15 protein-coding genes and 1 other RNA gene are annotated in these 14965 nt (G+C 58.7%); 6 read left to right on the forward strand and 10 right to left on the reverse strand.

The window, feature by feature from the left end; all coding sequences use genetic code 11:
• The first annotated feature begins 6 nt into the window (after positions 1–6).
• Positions 7–185: non-coding RNA, 6S RNA (gene ssrS, locus ACYZT8_RS28560), on the forward strand.
• A gap of 86 nt (positions 186–271) precedes the next feature.
• Positions 272–877: a 5-formyltetrahydrofolate cyclo-ligase gene (locus ACYZT8_RS28565; protein ID WP_461977702.1), complete on the forward strand. Its 606-nt coding sequence runs from the start codon at positions 272–274 to the stop codon at positions 875–877.
• 36 nt (positions 878–913) lie between these two features.
• On the opposite strand, the gene ACYZT8_RS28570 is transcribed toward ACYZT8_RS28565, so the two are convergent.
• Entirely contained in the window at positions 914–1066 is a 153-nt protein-coding gene (locus ACYZT8_RS28570) for a hypothetical protein (protein WP_007942433.1), read from the reverse strand.
• Between the two features lie 201 nt (positions 1067–1267).
• On the opposite strand from ACYZT8_RS28570, the gene ACYZT8_RS28575 reads away from it, so the two are divergent.
• The gene (locus ACYZT8_RS28575; RefSeq protein ID WP_461977704.1) at positions 1268–1720 is read left to right on the forward strand and encodes an EVE domain-containing protein; all 453 of its coding nucleotides are present in this window, start codon (positions 1268–1270) and stop codon (positions 1718–1720) included.
• 141 nt (positions 1721–1861) lie between these two features.
• Here the strand turns inward: ACYZT8_RS28575 and ACYZT8_RS28580 are convergent, their stop codons facing one another.
• Complete coding sequence (locus ACYZT8_RS28580; RefSeq protein WP_109635761.1) at positions 1862–2269, reverse strand: flagellar basal body-associated protein FliL; 408 nt, start codon at positions 2267–2269, stop codon at positions 1862–1864.
• Positions 2270–2419: 150 nt separating this feature from the next.
• Between ACYZT8_RS28580 and ACYZT8_RS28585 the strand changes: the two genes are divergently transcribed.
• Entirely contained in the window at positions 2420–3397 is a 978-nt protein-coding gene (locus tag ACYZT8_RS28585) for an NADPH:quinone oxidoreductase family protein (RefSeq protein WP_007899393.1), read from the forward strand.
• A 51-nt stretch (positions 3398–3448) separates the two neighbouring features.
• On the opposite strand, the gene ACYZT8_RS28590 is transcribed toward ACYZT8_RS28585, so the two are convergent.
• Positions 3449–4063: an energy transducer TonB gene (locus ACYZT8_RS28590; protein ID WP_461977707.1), complete on the reverse strand. Its 615-nt coding sequence runs from the start codon at positions 4061–4063 to the stop codon at positions 3449–3451.
• A gap of 327 nt (positions 4064–4390) precedes the next feature.
• On the opposite strand from ACYZT8_RS28590, the gene glpT reads away from it, so the two are divergent.
• A complete protein-coding gene (gene glpT, locus ACYZT8_RS28595; protein WP_461977709.1) occupies positions 4391–5740 on the forward strand; it encodes a glycerol-3-phosphate transporter in 1350 nt (449 codons plus the stop codon).
• On the opposite strand, the gene ACYZT8_RS28600 is transcribed toward glpT, so the two are convergent.
• From ACYZT8_RS28600 to ACYZT8_RS28630, 7 genes are all read right to left on the reverse strand, one after another.
• Positions 5716–6384, reverse strand: a complete 669-nt coding sequence (locus ACYZT8_RS28600; RefSeq protein ID WP_461977711.1) for a gamma-glutamylcyclotransferase — start codon at positions 6382–6384, stop codon at positions 5716–5718. The two genes, glpT and ACYZT8_RS28600, sit on opposite strands and share 25 nt — an antisense overlap.
• Before the next feature lie 221 nt (positions 6385–6605).
• Complete coding sequence (locus ACYZT8_RS28605) at positions 6606–7574, reverse strand: CDP-6-deoxy-delta-3,4-glucoseen reductase (RefSeq protein WP_461977713.1); 969 nt, start codon at positions 7572–7574, stop codon at positions 6606–6608.
• Positions 7574–9040, reverse strand: a complete 1467-nt coding sequence (gene ubiD / locus ACYZT8_RS28610) for a 4-hydroxy-3-polyprenylbenzoate decarboxylase (RefSeq protein ID WP_461977715.1) — start codon at positions 9038–9040, stop codon at positions 7574–7576. Before ubiD ends, ACYZT8_RS28605 begins: the two co-directional genes overlap by 1 nt.
• Before the next feature lie 69 nt (positions 9041–9109).
• Entirely contained in the window at positions 9110–11110 is a 2001-nt protein-coding gene (locus ACYZT8_RS28615) for an acyltransferase family protein (protein ID WP_461977717.1), read from the reverse strand.
• A 147-nt stretch (positions 11111–11257) separates the two neighbouring features.
• On the reverse strand, positions 11258–12517 hold the full coding sequence (rho, locus tag ACYZT8_RS28620; protein ID WP_007942421.1) for a transcription termination factor Rho: 1260 nt from the start codon (positions 12515–12517) through the stop codon (positions 11258–11260).
• A gap of 248 nt (positions 12518–12765) precedes the next feature.
• A complete protein-coding gene (gene trxA / locus ACYZT8_RS28625) occupies positions 12766–13095 on the reverse strand; it encodes a thioredoxin TrxA (RefSeq protein ID WP_461977719.1) in 330 nt (109 codons plus the stop codon).
• A 120-nt stretch (positions 13096–13215) separates the two neighbouring features.
• Complete coding sequence (locus ACYZT8_RS28630; protein WP_461977721.1) at positions 13216–13923, reverse strand: FadR/GntR family transcriptional regulator; 708 nt, start codon at positions 13921–13923, stop codon at positions 13216–13218.
• Positions 13924–14179: 256 nt separating this feature from the next.
• On the opposite strand from ACYZT8_RS28630, the gene ACYZT8_RS28635 reads away from it, so the two are divergent.
• Positions 14180–14965, forward strand: coding sequence for a transporter substrate-binding domain-containing protein (locus tag ACYZT8_RS28635; RefSeq protein WP_461977723.1), 786 nt, complete (start codon positions 14180–14182; stop codon positions 14963–14965).

Genomic DNA, 14965 nt, shown 5'->3' on the forward strand with positions numbered 1-14965 from the left:
TCGCAACACTCCCTGGGGTGCTTGCCAGTTGACCACGTCCCTGAGCCGATTCGCACTACCCTGGAGGCTGCACGTTGGGCTGGTGTGCATGTCCGCTAGACGGAAAGCCTTAAAGCCTACTGCATCTTCCACCTTGAACTTTCGGGTTCAAGGGCTAAGTCAGCAGCGGTTCATCCGGGGAGCCTGATTCCAGTCCGATGCCGGTTCAAATACCGGCATCGGCTTTTTTACGGGTACGCTTTACGTATCCGTCCTGTCGAAGCCTGAATCCATGACCGAACCTGCGCTGCTGCCCCGCCCGCAACTTCGACGCATGCTGCGCAAGGCCCGCCGCGCACTGACAGCCAGTCAGCAGCGCCAGGCTGCTCGCGGGCTGTACAAGCAATTGGCCCAGCACCCGCTGTTTCTCCGCGCAAAACACATTTCCCTGTACCTGCCCACCGACGGTGAAATCGACCCGCGCCTGCTGCTGCGCGCTGCGCAACGTCGGGGCAAGGCGACTTATCTACCGGTGCTCAGCGCTTGGCCGCGAACCAAAATGGTGTTCCAGCGGATTCGTCCCGGTGAAAAACTGAAACCCAACCGCTTTCGTATTCTCGAACCCCGGCACAACCTCGCTCGCCAACGTAAAGTCTGGGCGCTGGACCTGGTGCTGATGCCATTGGTGGGATTTGACGACGTCGGCGGACGCCTGGGCATGGGCGGAGGCTTCTACGATCGAAGTCTCGCTTACCTGGCGCGGCGAAAAAACTGGCGCAAGCCGACGCTGCTGGGGCTGGCCCATGAATGTCAGAAGGTAGAACGATTGGCTCAGGCGAGCTGGGATGTGCCGTTGCAAGGAACGGTTACAGACAAGGCGTGGTATTTCGCAGGCTAGACGCCACTGGAATCAGCGGCGCCTGAGAAGACAGGTTCAGCGCTTGAAGGCCGACGGCTGTTGTTGCTGCGCGATTTCAATCGGCGCGTCGGTCTTGTTGTTCCACAAGCTTTGGGCGTAGCCAGTGGTCACGACGCCGAGGCCGAACAAAATAACCAAAATCCATAGTAAATCCGGTTTGCGTTTCATCGATTGCCCCCCAAAGGCACATCAACACGATGACAGCAGCGGTTTCCGTTGTAGGTGTAGGCCGTGCAGCAGCGTCAAGCTTAGAAGGCCGGCATTTTGCGACAACGTGAACTGACACGCAAACGCTGGCGTCAACCGACTGTCGGTTTGTCATAAAATCGCCCGACAACTTGCCCAATCACCTCGCAAGGAGCAAAAACCATGGCCTATTGGCTGATGAAATCCGAGCCCGATGAACTCTCGATCAAAGGGTTGGAGAAGCTTGGCAAAGCGCGCTGGGACGGGGTTCGCAACTATCAGGCACGAAACTTTTTGCGGGCGATGGCGGTGGGTGACGAGTTTTTCTTCTATCACTCCAGCTGCCCGGAGCCCGGAATTGCCGGGATCGGAAAGATTGTTGAAGCGGCATATCCGGACCCGACGGCGCTAGAGCCGGAAAGTCATTACTACGATCCAAAGGCCACGGCAGAGAAAAACGCCTGGAGCGCGATTGATGTTGCGCATGTCGAGACGTTTGCGAAGGTGCTGAAGCTGGATTACTTGAAGCAGCAGACGGCGCTGGCAGAGATGCCGCTGGTGCAGAAAGGCTCGCGACTGTCTGTGATGCCGGTTACCGCTGAGCAGTGGGCTGCGGTGATCGCGCTCAAGCCGTAAAAACTCCTGCGCTTCTCAGAATGCCATCGCGGGCAAGCCCGCTCCCACAGGAATCTTCGGTGGACGCAATTTTTGCATCCAACCCAGCCCCCTGTGGGAGCGGGCTTGCCCGCGATGAGGCCAGCCCGGGCAGCAGAACTGTTACTGAATGATGAGGTTGTTGAACAACAAATCCTCAACCACCGGCTTGCCGGTCTCATCGTTCATCACTTGCTGGGTCTGTTTCAGGGCTTCCTGACGCAGCTTTTCCTTGGCTTCAACGTTGCTCATCGCTTCGGTTGTCTGCTGCGCAAACAACGCCACCAGCTGATTACGGATCAACGGCTCGTTGGCCTTTACCGCTTTGGTCGCCTCGTCGCCGGTCACGCGCAATGCCACGTCGGCCTTGTAGACCTTGAGCTTCGGCGTACCGTCCAGCCCATAGTTGCCCACGAACGGCGGGCTCAGGGTGATGTAATTGACCTTCGGAGCTTCACCTTCTTTGGCTTCTTCGGCCATCGCTGCCACGGGCAGAGACAGGGCCAGCAACAACATGATCCACGCTTTCACAATTCGCTCCTTATCCGGTTTGCGGCCTAGCATAACGACCCGCCGCTCAAGCACAAGCTTATGGCTGACTATCAGGGTCGGGCATGCTCGTTGACCCATCGACTCACACACCTACACTTATCGGCCATCACTCCCAAAGGAATAGCCCTGATGAAAGCCGTGCTGTGCAAAGCCTTCGGCCCTGCCGAATCGCTGGTGCTGGAAGACGTCGCCAGTCCTGTCGCGAAGAAGAATGAAATCCTGCTGGACGTGCATGCCGCCGGGGTGAATTTCCCGGACACGCTGATCATCGAGGGCAAATACCAGTTCAAACCGCCCTTCCCGTTTTCCCCGGGCGGTGAAGCGGCAGGCGTGGTCAGTGCAGTGGGCGAAAAGGTCAGCCACCTCAAGGTCGGTGACCGGGTCATGGCCCTGACTGGTTGGGGCAGCTTCGCCGAACAGGTCGCGGTGCCGGGCTACAACGTGCTGCCGATCCCGCCATCGATGGACTTCAACACCGCCGCCGCATTCAGCATGACCTACGGCACCTCGATGCACGCCCTCAAGCAACGGGGCAACCTGCAACCGGGTGAAACACTGCTGGTGCTTGGCGCTTCCGGCGGTGTCGGCCTGGCCGCCGTGGAAATCGGTAAAGCCATGGGCGCCCGCGTGATCGCCGCCGCCAGCAGCGCCGAAAAACTTGCGGTGGCCAAGGCTGCCGGTGCCGATGAGCTGATCAACTACAGCGAAACCAGCCTCAAGGACGAAATCAAACGCCTGACCGATGGCCAGGGCGCCGACGTAATCTACGACCCGGTCGGCGGGGACCTGTTCGACCAGGCCATCCGCGCCATCGCCTGGAACGGCCGGCTGCTGGTCGTCGGCTTCGCCAGCGGACGCATTCCTGAACTGCCGGTAAACCTAGCGCTGCTCAAGGGTGCGGCAGTGGTCGGTGTCTTCTGGGGTTCGTTTGCCCAACGGCAGCCGCAGGACAACGCGGCAAACTTCCAGCAATTGTTCGGCTGGTTTGCCGAAGGCAAGTTGAAGCCACTGGTGTCGCAGGTGTATCCGCTGAGTAATGCGGCGCAGGCGATCAATGATCTTGGCCAGCGCAAGGCGGTCGGGAAGGTGGTGGTTCAGGTTCGCTGAGCTTGAAAAAAGCGGTCTGGATTATCCCGGCCGCTTTTTTATTATCGGAGGCTAGAGCAACTTCCGAATATCCTCCGGTAGCAAGCTCATGTATTTGCGAACCGGACTCGCCCGGCAATCCCTGACAATTTTCGGTACGCGCTTATTCAGCTTGGCAATCAATGCCAGGCGTTCCTCATTCTGTAACTGCGTCGTATAAATCACGTTCGACAAATAGGCACGCGTGTAATCAAACACGGCTGAATCAACCCACGCGTACTCCGGAAAATCGTTCAAAGCTTCATTGATGTCACGACATCTCAACTGCTTGAGCCACTGGTTGGTGTGAATGGGCGTGTCCAGATCCAGTCGAAAAACCATTGGGGCAGTCACTTCCTGCTCAGAAGGCATGTCACCTTCGACCGTCCACGGTTTGAAACGCCACTGCGCAATCGCCTGGCGGGCCGCTTCTGCCAGATCGGGATGGTTGCTCTGCAAAATGCTTAATTTGTTGACCGAGCCATCGGCATACACCGTGAATCTGACCCTGACTTCACCCGTGACCCCGGCTCTGAACAGCTCTCTCGGATAAATCGGCTTCGGATTATTTTCAGGGATCAAAAAAACCTCCCCAGCCCAAACACCTACCGACCCAACCAACAACAGCACAAACCCCAACCACCGCATAACCCCTCTCCTTCACCACTGAAATGCCAATCCCGGCACCAGCACAAAGGTTAAGACCCAGCAGCCCGAAATAGAACGCCGCGACTTCCTGTTCGGTCGCAGGACATTTCCCAAAGCCCCGTCCTACCCAATACTGAAATGCGTCATCAACCGCTACGCGGGACGTTTCCCACAACGCCCTTCACTTATACCTGTGCGACATGTTCATAAAGGAACACGCGATCTCCCACATTTCCGCTGTTTTGCTGATGCGAACCGGTGCTATTTTCGGTAACGAAACTGTAACATTCGCATCCGCAGTCAAAACAAGAAATCTGGAGCTCTTGAATGTTTGCTTTCTTTCGTCCTGCCGCACATCAGGCTCCATTGCCTGAAGAAAAAATAGACAGCGCCTACCGACGGCATCGCTGGCAGATCTTCGCCGGCATATTCATCGGCTACGCGGGTTACTACCTGCTGCGCAAAAACTTCTCCCTGGCCATGCCCTATCTGATCGAAGAGGGCTATACCCGCGGTGAGCTGGGCCTGGCGTTGTCGGCGATTGCTATCGCCTACGGCTTGTCCAAGTTCCTGATGGGCATTGTTTCCGACCGTTCCAACCCGCGCTTCTTCCTGCCGTTCGGCTTGTTGGTTTCGGCTGGCGTGATGTTCATTTTCGGTTTTGCGCCTTGGGCGACGTCCAGCGTAACCATCATGTTCATCCTGCTGTTTATCAACGGCTGGGCGCAGGGCATGGGTTGGCCGCCGAGTGGCCGGACCATGGTCCACTGGTGGTCGCAGAAGGAACGCGGGGGCGTTGTGTCCCTGTGGAACGTGGCGCACAACGTGGGCGGTGGCCTGATCGGTCCGCTGTTCCTGCTCGGAATGGGTCTGTTCAATGACTGGCACGCGGCGTTTTATGTGCCGGCCGCAGTGGCTATGGGCGTCGCAGTGTTTGCCTTCGCTACCATGCGCGACACACCGCAATCGGTTGGCCTGCCGCCGATCGAGAAATACAAGAACGACTACCCGGAAGGCTACGACGCCAGTCACGAAGAAGAATTCAGCGCCAAGGAAATCTTCGTCAAATACGTGCTGCGCAACAAAATGCTCTGGTACATCGCAATGGCCAACGTCTTTGTCTACCTGCTGCGCTACGGCGTGCTGGACTGGGCACCGACCTACCTCAAGGAAGCCAAAGGCTTCAGCGTGGACAAAACGTCGTGGGCGTATTTCCTTTACGAGTGGGCAGGTATCCCCGGGACGCTGCTGTGCGGCTGGATGTCGGACAAGATCTTCCGTGGCAACCGTGGCCTGACCGGCATGGTGTTCATGGCGTTGGTGACCGTGGCGACACTGGTTTATTGGCTCAACCCTGCCGGCAACCCGACGGTCGACATGATCGCGTTGATCTCGATTGGTTTCCTGATCTACGGTCCGGTCATGCTGATTGGCCTGCAAGCGCTGGAACTGGCACCGAAAAAAGCCGCCGGTACGGCAGCGGGTTTCACGGGTCTGTTCGGGTATCTGGGTGGTTCGGTCGCGGCCAGTGCAGCGATGGGCTACACCGTGGACCTCTTTGGCTGGGACGGCGGTTTTGTACTACTGATCGGCGCTTGCCTGCTGGCGATGGCCTTCCTTGCACCGACGCTGTGGCACAAGCAAATCGCCAGTCAGAGCCGCGAAGCAATCGCCTGATCGGCTTTTGATTTGCAGCGCTTGAGTCGCGCCTCCAGATTCCGGTCTGGCATGGCGTGACTGCGCAGGGCGTTGGCGGTCTGCTCGACATAATCGCGAGTGGTGCCGTAACGCCCGCAAGCGTTTTCAAACACGTGGCTCAGCACGTGATCCGGTAAGTTGCCGGCATAGCTCGGCAGGTGTCGCTCCAAAACAAATCCCAACGCCTGAACCTGGCTTCCGTCTTCGAGACGGCAGTTGAGCCAGTGCGGGCGATAGGACGGGAACGGCATTTCGCGCTGCCAAAGCGCATACAGCGATGCGTCCAGTTGTTCTTCAGGTAAACGATAAGCGAAGCCGCTGCACGAGCCGCCGCGATCCAGGCCAAAGACCAGGCCGGGGACTTCCGGCGTGCCGCGATGTTCGTGGGACCACAGGTACAAGCCGCGATGGTAGCCATGCACTCGACCGCGCACCCGCTCCACCGCCGCGCATTCAGGGCGCCAGATCAGCGAACCGTAAGCGAACAACCAGACCGGCCCGCCCTTGTGACGCGCCATGGTCGACTGCATCGAGCTGAGCAATTGTTCATGCGTAAGCTGCGGCCCCAGATCGAGCCGCGGAGGGTAAGCCAGATTCAGAAACGAAGATTCTATGGCGCTCATGGCGAATAGCGTTCAGCTCCCCGCGGATAATGAATTACTTAATAGAACGCACCGCTGTAACAATAAGGCACATATGTTTTAAGGCAATTTAAGTGCCATGGCACAGTTCTTAAATAAATGCCTATACGAGATATAACCTACCGGTATTTATATAAGTTTATAAATACCGATCGGCTATATGGGAAGTTATAACGCTCTAGAGCGAGGATCAAGATCGCGGCTCAAGAGCGCGGCGCGTACGCAAACACATCCGCACGCATCTGATGCGCATCCATCCCCGCTTCAACCAAAGCATCCAGCGTGCCGTAGACCATGGCCGGTGAGCCGCTGGCGTACACATGCAAGGCTTTCAGGTCAGGGAAATCCTCACACACCGCCTCATGCAGCATCCCGCAGCGCCCCTGCCAGCCGCATTGATCGCTGACGACTTTATGCAGGAACAGATTCGGCAGTTTCAGCCATTCATCCCAATGTTCGATTTCATAAAAGTCTTCTGGCCGACGCACGCCCCAATACAGATGCACCGGGTGTTTGAAGCCCGCGGCCCGGCAATGTTCGATCAGGCTGTGGATCTGGCCCATGCCGGTGCCAGCGGCGATCAGCACCAGCGGACCGTCTGGCAATTCCGCCAGATGGGTATCGCCGAACGGCATCTCGACCCGCACCAGCGGGTTGCGTTGCAGTTGTTCGATCAAGTTCTGCGCACTGCTTTCGCGCGCCAGCACATGGATTTCCAGGTCTCGCCCGGCATGGGGTGCCGAGGCCAGGGAGAAGGCGGATTTCTCGCCGTTTTCACGCTCGATCATCAAATACTGGCCGGCGTGATAACGCGGCGGTTTGCCGGCCGGCGCTCGCAGGTGCACGCGAAAGGTATCGCCGCCGACGTCCCTGCACTCAATGACCTGACACGACAAGCTGCGCACCGGCAATTCTCCCAGCGCGAGCACGCCATCCCACAGCACGATGCAGTCTTCCAGCGGCTCTGCTATGCAAGTGTAGAACTCGCCATGGTCACGCACATGCCCGGCCTGCTCGACGCGACCTTCCACCAGCAACGCTGCGCACACGTGGCAATTACCATTGCGGCAGCTTTGCGGGCATTCATAGCCCAGGCGCCGCGCGCCATCGAGAATCCGCTCGCCGGGCAGAATCTCTAGCACTGCTCCGGAGGGCTGCAAGGTTACACGCATCAATCTATTCCTAACTGATTCCAGATGGCATCGATCCGCTGGGTCACGGCGTCGTCCTTGACGATCACCCGGCCCCACTCACGAGTGGTTTCGCCCGGCCATTTATGCGTGGCATCGAGCCCCATCTTCGAGCCCAGGCCTGAGACCGGCGAGGCGAAGTCGAGGTAGTCGATCGGCGTGTTGTCGATCATCACCGTGTCGCGCTTGGGGTCCATGCGCGTGGTGATGGCCCAGATCACGTCATTCCAGTCCCGTGCATTTATGTCGTCGTCAGTGACGATAACGAACTTGGTGTACATGAACTGTCGCAAAAACGACCAGACACCGAGCATTACCCGCTTGGCGTGCCCCGGATACGACTTCTTCATGGTCACGATGGCCATGCGGTACGAGCAACCTTCCGGCGGCAGGTAGAAGTCGGTGATTTCCGGGAATTGCTTCTGCAGGATCGGCACGAACACTTCGTTCAGCGCCACGCCGAGAATGGCCGGTTCATCCGGTGGACGGCCGGTGTAGGTGCTGTGGTAGATCGGTTTGATCCGGTGGGTGATGCGCTCTACGGTGAACACCGGGAAGCTGTCGACTTCGTTGTAGTAACCGGTGTGGTCGCCGTACGGGCCTTCATCGGCCATCTCGCCCGGATGAATCACGCCTTCAAGGATGATTTCCGCGGTGGCCGGAACTTGCAGATCGTTGCCGCGGCATTTCACCAGTTCGGTACGGTTGCCACGCAGCAGTCCGGCGAAGGCGTATTCGGAGAGGCTGTCCGGTACCGGTGTCACGGCGCCGAGGATGGTCGCCGGGTCAGCGCCCAAGGCCACGGAAACCGGGAACGGCTGGCCGGGATGCTTCTCGCACCACTCACGGTAATCCAACGCGCCGCCACGGTGGCTCAGCCAGCGCATGATGACTTTGTTGCGGCCAATGACTTGCTGGCGGTAGATGCCGAGGTTCTGGCGGTCCTTGTTCGGACCTTTGGTGACCGTCAGGCCCCAGGTGATCAGCGGGCCAACGTCGCCCGGCCAGCAGGTCTGCACCGGCAGCATCGCCAGGTCGACGTCGTCGCCTTCGATGACCACTTCCTGGCACACCGCGTCCTTGACGACTTTCGGCGCCATCGCAATGATCTTGCGGAAGATCGGCAGCTTGGACCAGGCGTCCTTCAAGCCCTTCGGTGGCTCAGGCTCTTTGAGGAAGGCCAGCAGCTTGCCTATCTCGCGCAGTTCGCTGACCGCCTCGGCGCCCATGCCCATGGCGACCCGCTCGGGGGTGCCGAACAGGTTGCCGAGCACCGGAATGTCGTAGCCGGTCGGGTTTTCGAACAACAGCGCCGGGCCTTTTGCCCGCAGCGTGCGATCACAGACTTCGGTCATCTCCAGCACTGGAGAGATAGGGATCTGGATGCGTTTCAACTCTCCGCGCTGCTCAAGCTGCTGCACGAAATCCCGAAGATCCTTGAATTTCATTGACGATGGCACCCCTAAAATAGGCGTACATCCTACCTGCTCTGCCGTCCGCTGGCAGCTTATCGCTGCTTACTTGGCCGCATTTGCGTTGCCATTGCCCAGTGGTGTCCGGGCTTGCGAGCGGTTGAACAGCGGCTCAAGCACCGGCGCGATGAAGCGCGCACCGACCTCAGACAGGTGATTGTCGTCGGTATACAGCGAGTGGCCGTCGAGCTCGGCGCGGCACAGACCCGTTTGATCACACAGCAACGGCGCCGGATCGACTACGGTCACGCCCGGATTTGCCGCCGCTATTTGCGCGAACAGTTGGCTGATGAACGCTTGACGCTTGAAGTGCTCAGCCACTGCCAACCCAACGTCATCGACCGGACGATGCAACATGGCCAAGCGACTGAGGCGGTAAGGCGGGCTGAACGGCTGCAGCGGCGCTTCTTTGATCAACCAGACGCGATGCCCGCCATTACGCAATTGCCGGACTGTCGCCTGCAAGCCTTCGGCCAGTTGCTGCTCGGCATTGGCCCGGTCGTATCGCCCATGGGAATCTTTCAGTGCATGCCCGAGATCGCCTTTCGCGTCGCCATAGAGATACAGGCTCCAGCGCGCGACCAACACCACGTCGTCCACTGATTGCGGTTTCAAGGCCTGCTCGACCCGGCGATTGAAACGGGCACACCGTTGATCGTGCTCAAGCCCTTCAACCGGGATGCAGCCTGTGGAACTGGTGAGAATTACGCTGATACCGTGCTTTTGCGCCCCGTCTTCGAACACCGGAATCAGCGCGGTGGCGTGACTGTCGCCCCAGACCAGCACCCGCGAGGACAGCGCTGACGTCCCGTAGTGACAGAAGAGCTTGTCCTCAGGGGTTTTGTCGTCGGCCAGGCACCGCATCAGTTCCGGTCGCCATTCCTTCGCTTTGGCGTACTGCAACGCTTGATTGGACAGACGCGAGGGCAAGCCATCGGTCCAGCGCAACGCTTGACCGGCAATACCCAACACCAGCACGCCGACGCCCGCCGCCAGCAGAATCTGCCGACGCCCCGCCAACAGCCGTCGCTCACGGAACGGCGTCTCGACGAAACGCCACGACAAGTAACCCAGCACCAGGCTAAGCAAAATCAATCCGGCAACATCAAACGGACCGGGCTCGTCGACACTGGCGTAGCTGGAAAACACAAACGCCGGCCAATGCCACAGGTACCAGGAATAGGAAATCAGCCCGAGACCGACCAGCACCCGACTGGCCAGCAGCCCACCCACCAGGGTCTGCCGATGACCGTTGGCCCAGATCAACGCAACCACGCCAAGGGTCGGCAACAACGCCGCTATACCAGGGAATGGCGTGGTTCTGTCGTAGCACACCACCGCCAGCAGAATCAGGCCGAACCCAGCCAGGCTGACCACTTGAGCCCCGACGGTTGTCAGGCGCCATTGGCTCCTGGGTGCAACGGCCAGCATGGCGCCGGCCAATAACTCCCAGGCACGCATCGGTAATAGGAAAAACGCTTTTTCAGGATGATGCGCAACGGCCCAGACACTGAGCCCGAAGGACACCAGCAACACGGCGAACAGCGCCAGGCGCCAATACTTGAGGCGACTCGACAACAGCGTCAGCAACAGCGGGAAGACAATATAAAACTGCTCTTCAACCGCCAGTGACCACGTATGCAGCAACGGTTTGAGATCGGAAGCAACGTCGAAGTAGCCGTCCTGGCGCATGAACAGGATGTTGGAAACGAACATCACCTGGTAGCGCACCGAGCGCCCCAACTCTTCATAGTCCTTGGGCGCCAGCAGAAACCAGCCCACCGCCAGCACGGCAATGATCATCGCAAACAGCGCAGGCAGAATCCGTCGGGCACGGCGGGCCCAGAAATCGACAAAGCTGAAGCGCCCGGCCTGACGCTGGTTCCAGATGATTGAGGTGATCAGGTAGCCGGAAATCACAAAGAAGACGTCCACGCCGACGAATCCGCCGGTAAACCCCGGGACACCAAAATGGAACAGCACCACGGCAATCACGGCGATTGCGCGTAAGCCGTCGATGTCCCTTCGATAAGCAAGCGTGCTCATAAACAGTAAGGCCAGTCAGTTATGGTTTTTTGGGTCGTATGCCCATTTCGCTTTGGTAATGACCAACCGTACTCGGAAACCTCCCCTTTTTTTTTGCAAAAAAAATGGCGCCCCGAAGGACGCCATCTTTAGCGGTTAAAAACCGTCTTACTTACGCTTCATCGACAAGAAGAACTCGTCGTTGGTCTTGGTCGTTTTCAGCTTGTCGACCAGGAACTCGATGGCAGCGATTTCGTCCATCGGGTGCAGCAGCTTGCGCAGGATCCACATGCGCTGCAACTCGTCGTCGGCGGTCAGCAACTCTTCGCGGCGGGTACCGGAACGGTTGATGTTGATAGCCGGGAAGACGCGTTTTTCAGCGATACGACGGTCCAGAGGCAGTTCCATGTTGCCGGTGCCTTTGAACTCTTCGTAGATCACTTCGTCCATCTTCGAGCCGGTTTCAACCAGCGCGGTGGCGATGATGGTCAGCGAACCGCCTTCTTCGATGTTCCGCGCGGCGCCGAAGAAACGTTTCGGTTTCTCCAGGGCGTGGGCATCGACACCACCGGTGAGCACTTTGCCGGAGCTCGGGATCACGGTGTTGTAGGCGCGAGCCAGACGGGTGATGGAGTCGAGCAGGATCACCACGTCTTTCTTGTGTTCGACCAGGCGCTTGGCCTTCTCGATCACCATTTCGGCAACCTGCACGTGGCGGGTTGGCGGCTCGTCGAACGTCGAGGCAACCACTTCGCCACGCACGGTGCGCTGCATTTCGGTTACTTCTTCCGGACGTTCGTCGATCAGCAATACGATCAGATGAACTTCAGGGTTGTTACGAGCGATGTTCGCCGCGATGTTCTGCAGCATGATCGTTTTACCGGCTTTCGGCGGTGCAACGATCAGACCGCGCTGGCCTTTGCCGATCGGGGCGCACAGGTCGATGACACGACCGGTCAAGTCTTCGGTGGAACCGTTGCCGGCTTCCATCTTCATGCGCACGGTCGGGAACAGCGGGGTCAGGTTCTCGAAGAGAATCTTGTTTTTCGCGTTCTCGGGACGATCGTAGTTGATCGTGTCGACCTTGAGCAGCGCGAAATAACGCTCGCCTTCCTTCGGAGGGCGGATCTTGCCAACGATGGTGTCACCGGTGCGCAAGTTGAAACGACGGATCTGGCTCGGCGAGACGTAGATGTCGTCCGGGCCGGCGAGATAGGAAGCGTCAGCGGAGCGCAGGAAGCCGAAGCCGTCCTGGAGAATCTCCAGCACGCCATCACCGGAGATTTCCTCGCCGCTTTTCGCGTGCTTTTTGAGCAGGGAGAAAATCACGTCCTGCTTGCGCGAACGGGCCATATTTTCTATGCCCATCTGTTCGGCCAATTCGAGCAGTTCGGTAATCGGCTTTTGCTTGAGTTCAGTCAGATTCATATAGGAATGACGTAATCATTTATGGAGGGGGGGAAATTAAGCTTTTGGCTTAATGAGGCCGCGCCGCAGAGAAGGCGACAGGATCGCGTACTTATTCGAAAAGGAGTGCGTCGGCGACGGCTAGCAGGGGGCAATGGAGAAACCAGTGCGGGGCCGAATGTACCACCTGAGTTTCGGAGCGTCTAGCCCTCAATAACGAAAAGGCCCCGCAATATGCGGGGCCTTTTCATGACGCTTTATAACAACGCTTAGATGTTGGCGTCGAGGAAGGCAGCCAGTTGCGACTTCGACAGTGCGCCGACCTTGGTCGCTTCAACGCTGCCGTTCTTGAACAGCATCAGAGTCGGGATACCACGCACGCCATGCTTGGCCGGGGTTTCCTGGTTCTCGTCGATGTTCAGCTTGGCAATGGTCAGCTTGCCTTTGTAGGTTTCAGCAATTTCGTCCAGAACAGGAGCGATCATTTTGCAAGGGCCACACCATTCAGCCCAGTAGTCGACCAGTACAGCGCCTTCGGCCTTGAGGACGTCGACGTCGAAGCTAGCGTCGGTGACGTGTTTGATAAGATCGCTGCTCATGGAAGTCTCCAGGTTGTAAGCAAAAAAACGTGGCCCATCATAGCCGCCCTTCCCCCGTTCAGGAAGGTGCAGTTGATTGAGTCTCGCTATGGTGCCGCATAAGTTTGGGTATAGCTCAAGTCATGAGGTGGCGGGAGCGACGAAGGCAATTCCAGTGCGCAGGGCTGCATTGCGCACATGTTCCTGCATGGCCTTCTGCGCCGCGCCGGACGAGCGCCTGGCCAGCGCGCGGAGGATTTTACGGTGCTCCTGCCAGGTTTCCATGGCCCGTTCGGCCCGGATGAACGGTAGCTTCTGGCTCTCCAGAAAAATGTCGGCGCTGGCCGTGAGGATGCTCAGCATCGCCTGATTGCCGCTCGCCAGCAGAATGCGTCGGTGAAAATCGAAATCAAGTCGCGCCGCCGCTTCGAAGTCGCCGGCCTTCAATTCGTCGCGCATGGCGGCAACGTTGTCCTCCAGCGTATCGAGCTCCTGAGTGCTCAGGGTCACCGCGGCCAAACCCGCGGCAAAACCTTCCAGGGCATAGCGCAACTGGAAAATATCCAACGGCGATGCCTGGGCCGCGAAGGGCCAACTCGGTTCCGTATCGCCTCGCGGCAAATCGACCGGCGACTGCACGAACACGCCTTTGCCCGGCCGGATGCTGATCACGCCCAGCGCACTCAACGACGACAGCGCCTCACGCAGCGACGCTCGGCTGACCCCCAATTGCACCGCCAGATCCCGCTGCGAAGGCAAGGCATCGCCTGGTGCGAAACCCTGGTCGGTGATCAGTTTACGGATGGCTTGCAGCGCCACTTCAGGTACGGCTCGGGAAATCGAATTCATGGTTTTTCAGACGAACCAGGACAATGAGCGGCTAGTTGTAAAGCTATTCGCAGCGCCCGGCAAGTCGTGCCCCATGGGGGTTCGGCACGTTTCACGGATGCGCTATGAGGGTGCGAAAAAACCCATCACTGTTCAGACCAGTAAGACCGAACGAATCCAGCAAAACCGCGGCCTGCGGCACCCAAAACCGCTTCTTGGCATGGCCCGTGCTCTGTCGATCCGCAGAAATCACTTCTCGCCGATCCGGAGATTTGCCATGACCCTGCGTTACAGCGCCCTGCTCACCGCCCTGTTTGCCAGCCTGATGCTGAGCCAGGCACCCGCTCACGCCGACGGTCTGGAGGATGTGGTCAAACGCGGCGTCCTCAAGGTGGCGGTGCCTCAGGACTTTCCGCCGTTCGGTTCGGTTGGCCCCGACATGAAACCTCGCGGCCTCGATATCGACACAGCCAAGCTGCTGGCCGACCAACTCAAGGTCAAACTTGAACTGACCCCGGTCAACAGCACCAACCGCATCCCGTTCCTGACCACCGGCAAAGTCGATCTGGTGATTTCAAGCCTGGGCAAGAACCCCGAGCGCGAGAAAGTCATCGATTTCTCCAGCGCCTATGCGCCGTTCTACCTAGCCGTATTCGGCCCACCAGACGCCGACATCAAAGGCCTGGACGACCTCAAGGGTAAAACCATCAGCGTCACCCGGGGCGCCATCGAAGACATCGAGCTGACCAAAGTCGCGCCCGAAGGCGTGACCATCAAACGCTTTGAAGACAACAACTCGACCATCGCCGCTTACCTCGCCGGGCAAGTCGACCTGATCGCCAGCGGCAACGTGGTGATGGTGGCGATCAGCGAGAAGAACCCGAAACGCGTGCCGGCGCTGAAAGTGAAGCTCAAGGACTCACCGGTGTATGTCGGCGTAAACAAGAGCGAGCCGGCGCTGCTGGGCAAGGTCAATCAGATCCTCGCCACCGCCAAGACCGACGGCGCGCTGGAGAAGAACTCCCGGACCTGGCTGAAAGAGCCGTTGCCGGCCGATCTCTGA

It is taken from the genome of Pseudomonas sp. LB3P93 (assembly GCF_054898025.1).

Bases quoted from the DNA above. Each gene is read 5' to 3' on its own strand.
- ACYZT8_RS28565 (WP_461977702.1), top strand. From the start codon at position 272: ATGACCGAACCTGCGCTGCTGCCCCGCCCGCAACTTCGACGCATGCTG.
- ACYZT8_RS28570 (WP_007942433.1), bottom strand. From the start codon at position 1,066: ATGAAACGCAAACCGGATTTACTATGGATTTTGGTTATTTTGTTCGGC.
- ACYZT8_RS28575 (WP_461977704.1), top strand. From the start codon at position 1,268: ATGGCCTATTGGCTGATGAAATCCGAGCCCGATGAACTCTCGATCAAA.
- ACYZT8_RS28585 (WP_007899393.1), top strand. From the start codon at position 2,420: ATGAAAGCCGTGCTGTGCAAAGCCTTCGGCCCTGCCGAATCGCTGGTG.
- ACYZT8_RS28590 (WP_461977707.1), bottom strand. From the start codon at position 4,063: ATGCGGTGGTTGGGGTTTGTGCTGTTGTTGGTTGGGTCGGTAGGTGTT.
- glpT (WP_461977709.1), top strand. From the start codon at position 4,391: ATGTTTGCTTTCTTTCGTCCTGCCGCACATCAGGCTCCATTGCCTGAA.
- ACYZT8_RS28600 (WP_461977711.1), bottom strand. From the start codon at position 6,384: ATGAGCGCCATAGAATCTTCGTTTCTGAATCTGGCTTACCCTCCGCGG.
- ACYZT8_RS28605 (WP_461977713.1), bottom strand. From the start codon at position 7,574: ATGCGTGTAACCTTGCAGCCCTCCGGAGCAGTGCTAGAGATTCTGCCC.
- ubiD (WP_461977715.1), bottom strand. From the start codon at position 9,040: ATGAAATTCAAGGATCTTCGGGATTTCGTGCAGCAGCTTGAGCAGCGC.
- ACYZT8_RS28615 (WP_461977717.1), bottom strand. From the start codon at position 11,110: ATGAGCACGCTTGCTTATCGAAGGGACATCGACGGCTTACGCGCAATC.
- rho (WP_007942421.1), bottom strand. From the start codon at position 12,517: ATGAATCTGACTGAACTCAAGCAAAAGCCGATTACCGAACTGCTCGAA.
- trxA (WP_461977719.1), bottom strand. From the start codon at position 13,095: ATGAGCAGCGATCTTATCAAACACGTCACCGACGCTAGCTTCGACGTC.
- ACYZT8_RS28630 (WP_461977721.1), bottom strand. From the start codon at position 13,923: ATGAATTCGATTTCCCGAGCCGTACCTGAAGTGGCGCTGCAAGCCATC.
- ACYZT8_RS28635 (WP_461977723.1), top strand. From the start codon at position 14,180: ATGACCCTGCGTTACAGCGCCCTGCTCACCGCCCTGTTTGCCAGCCTG.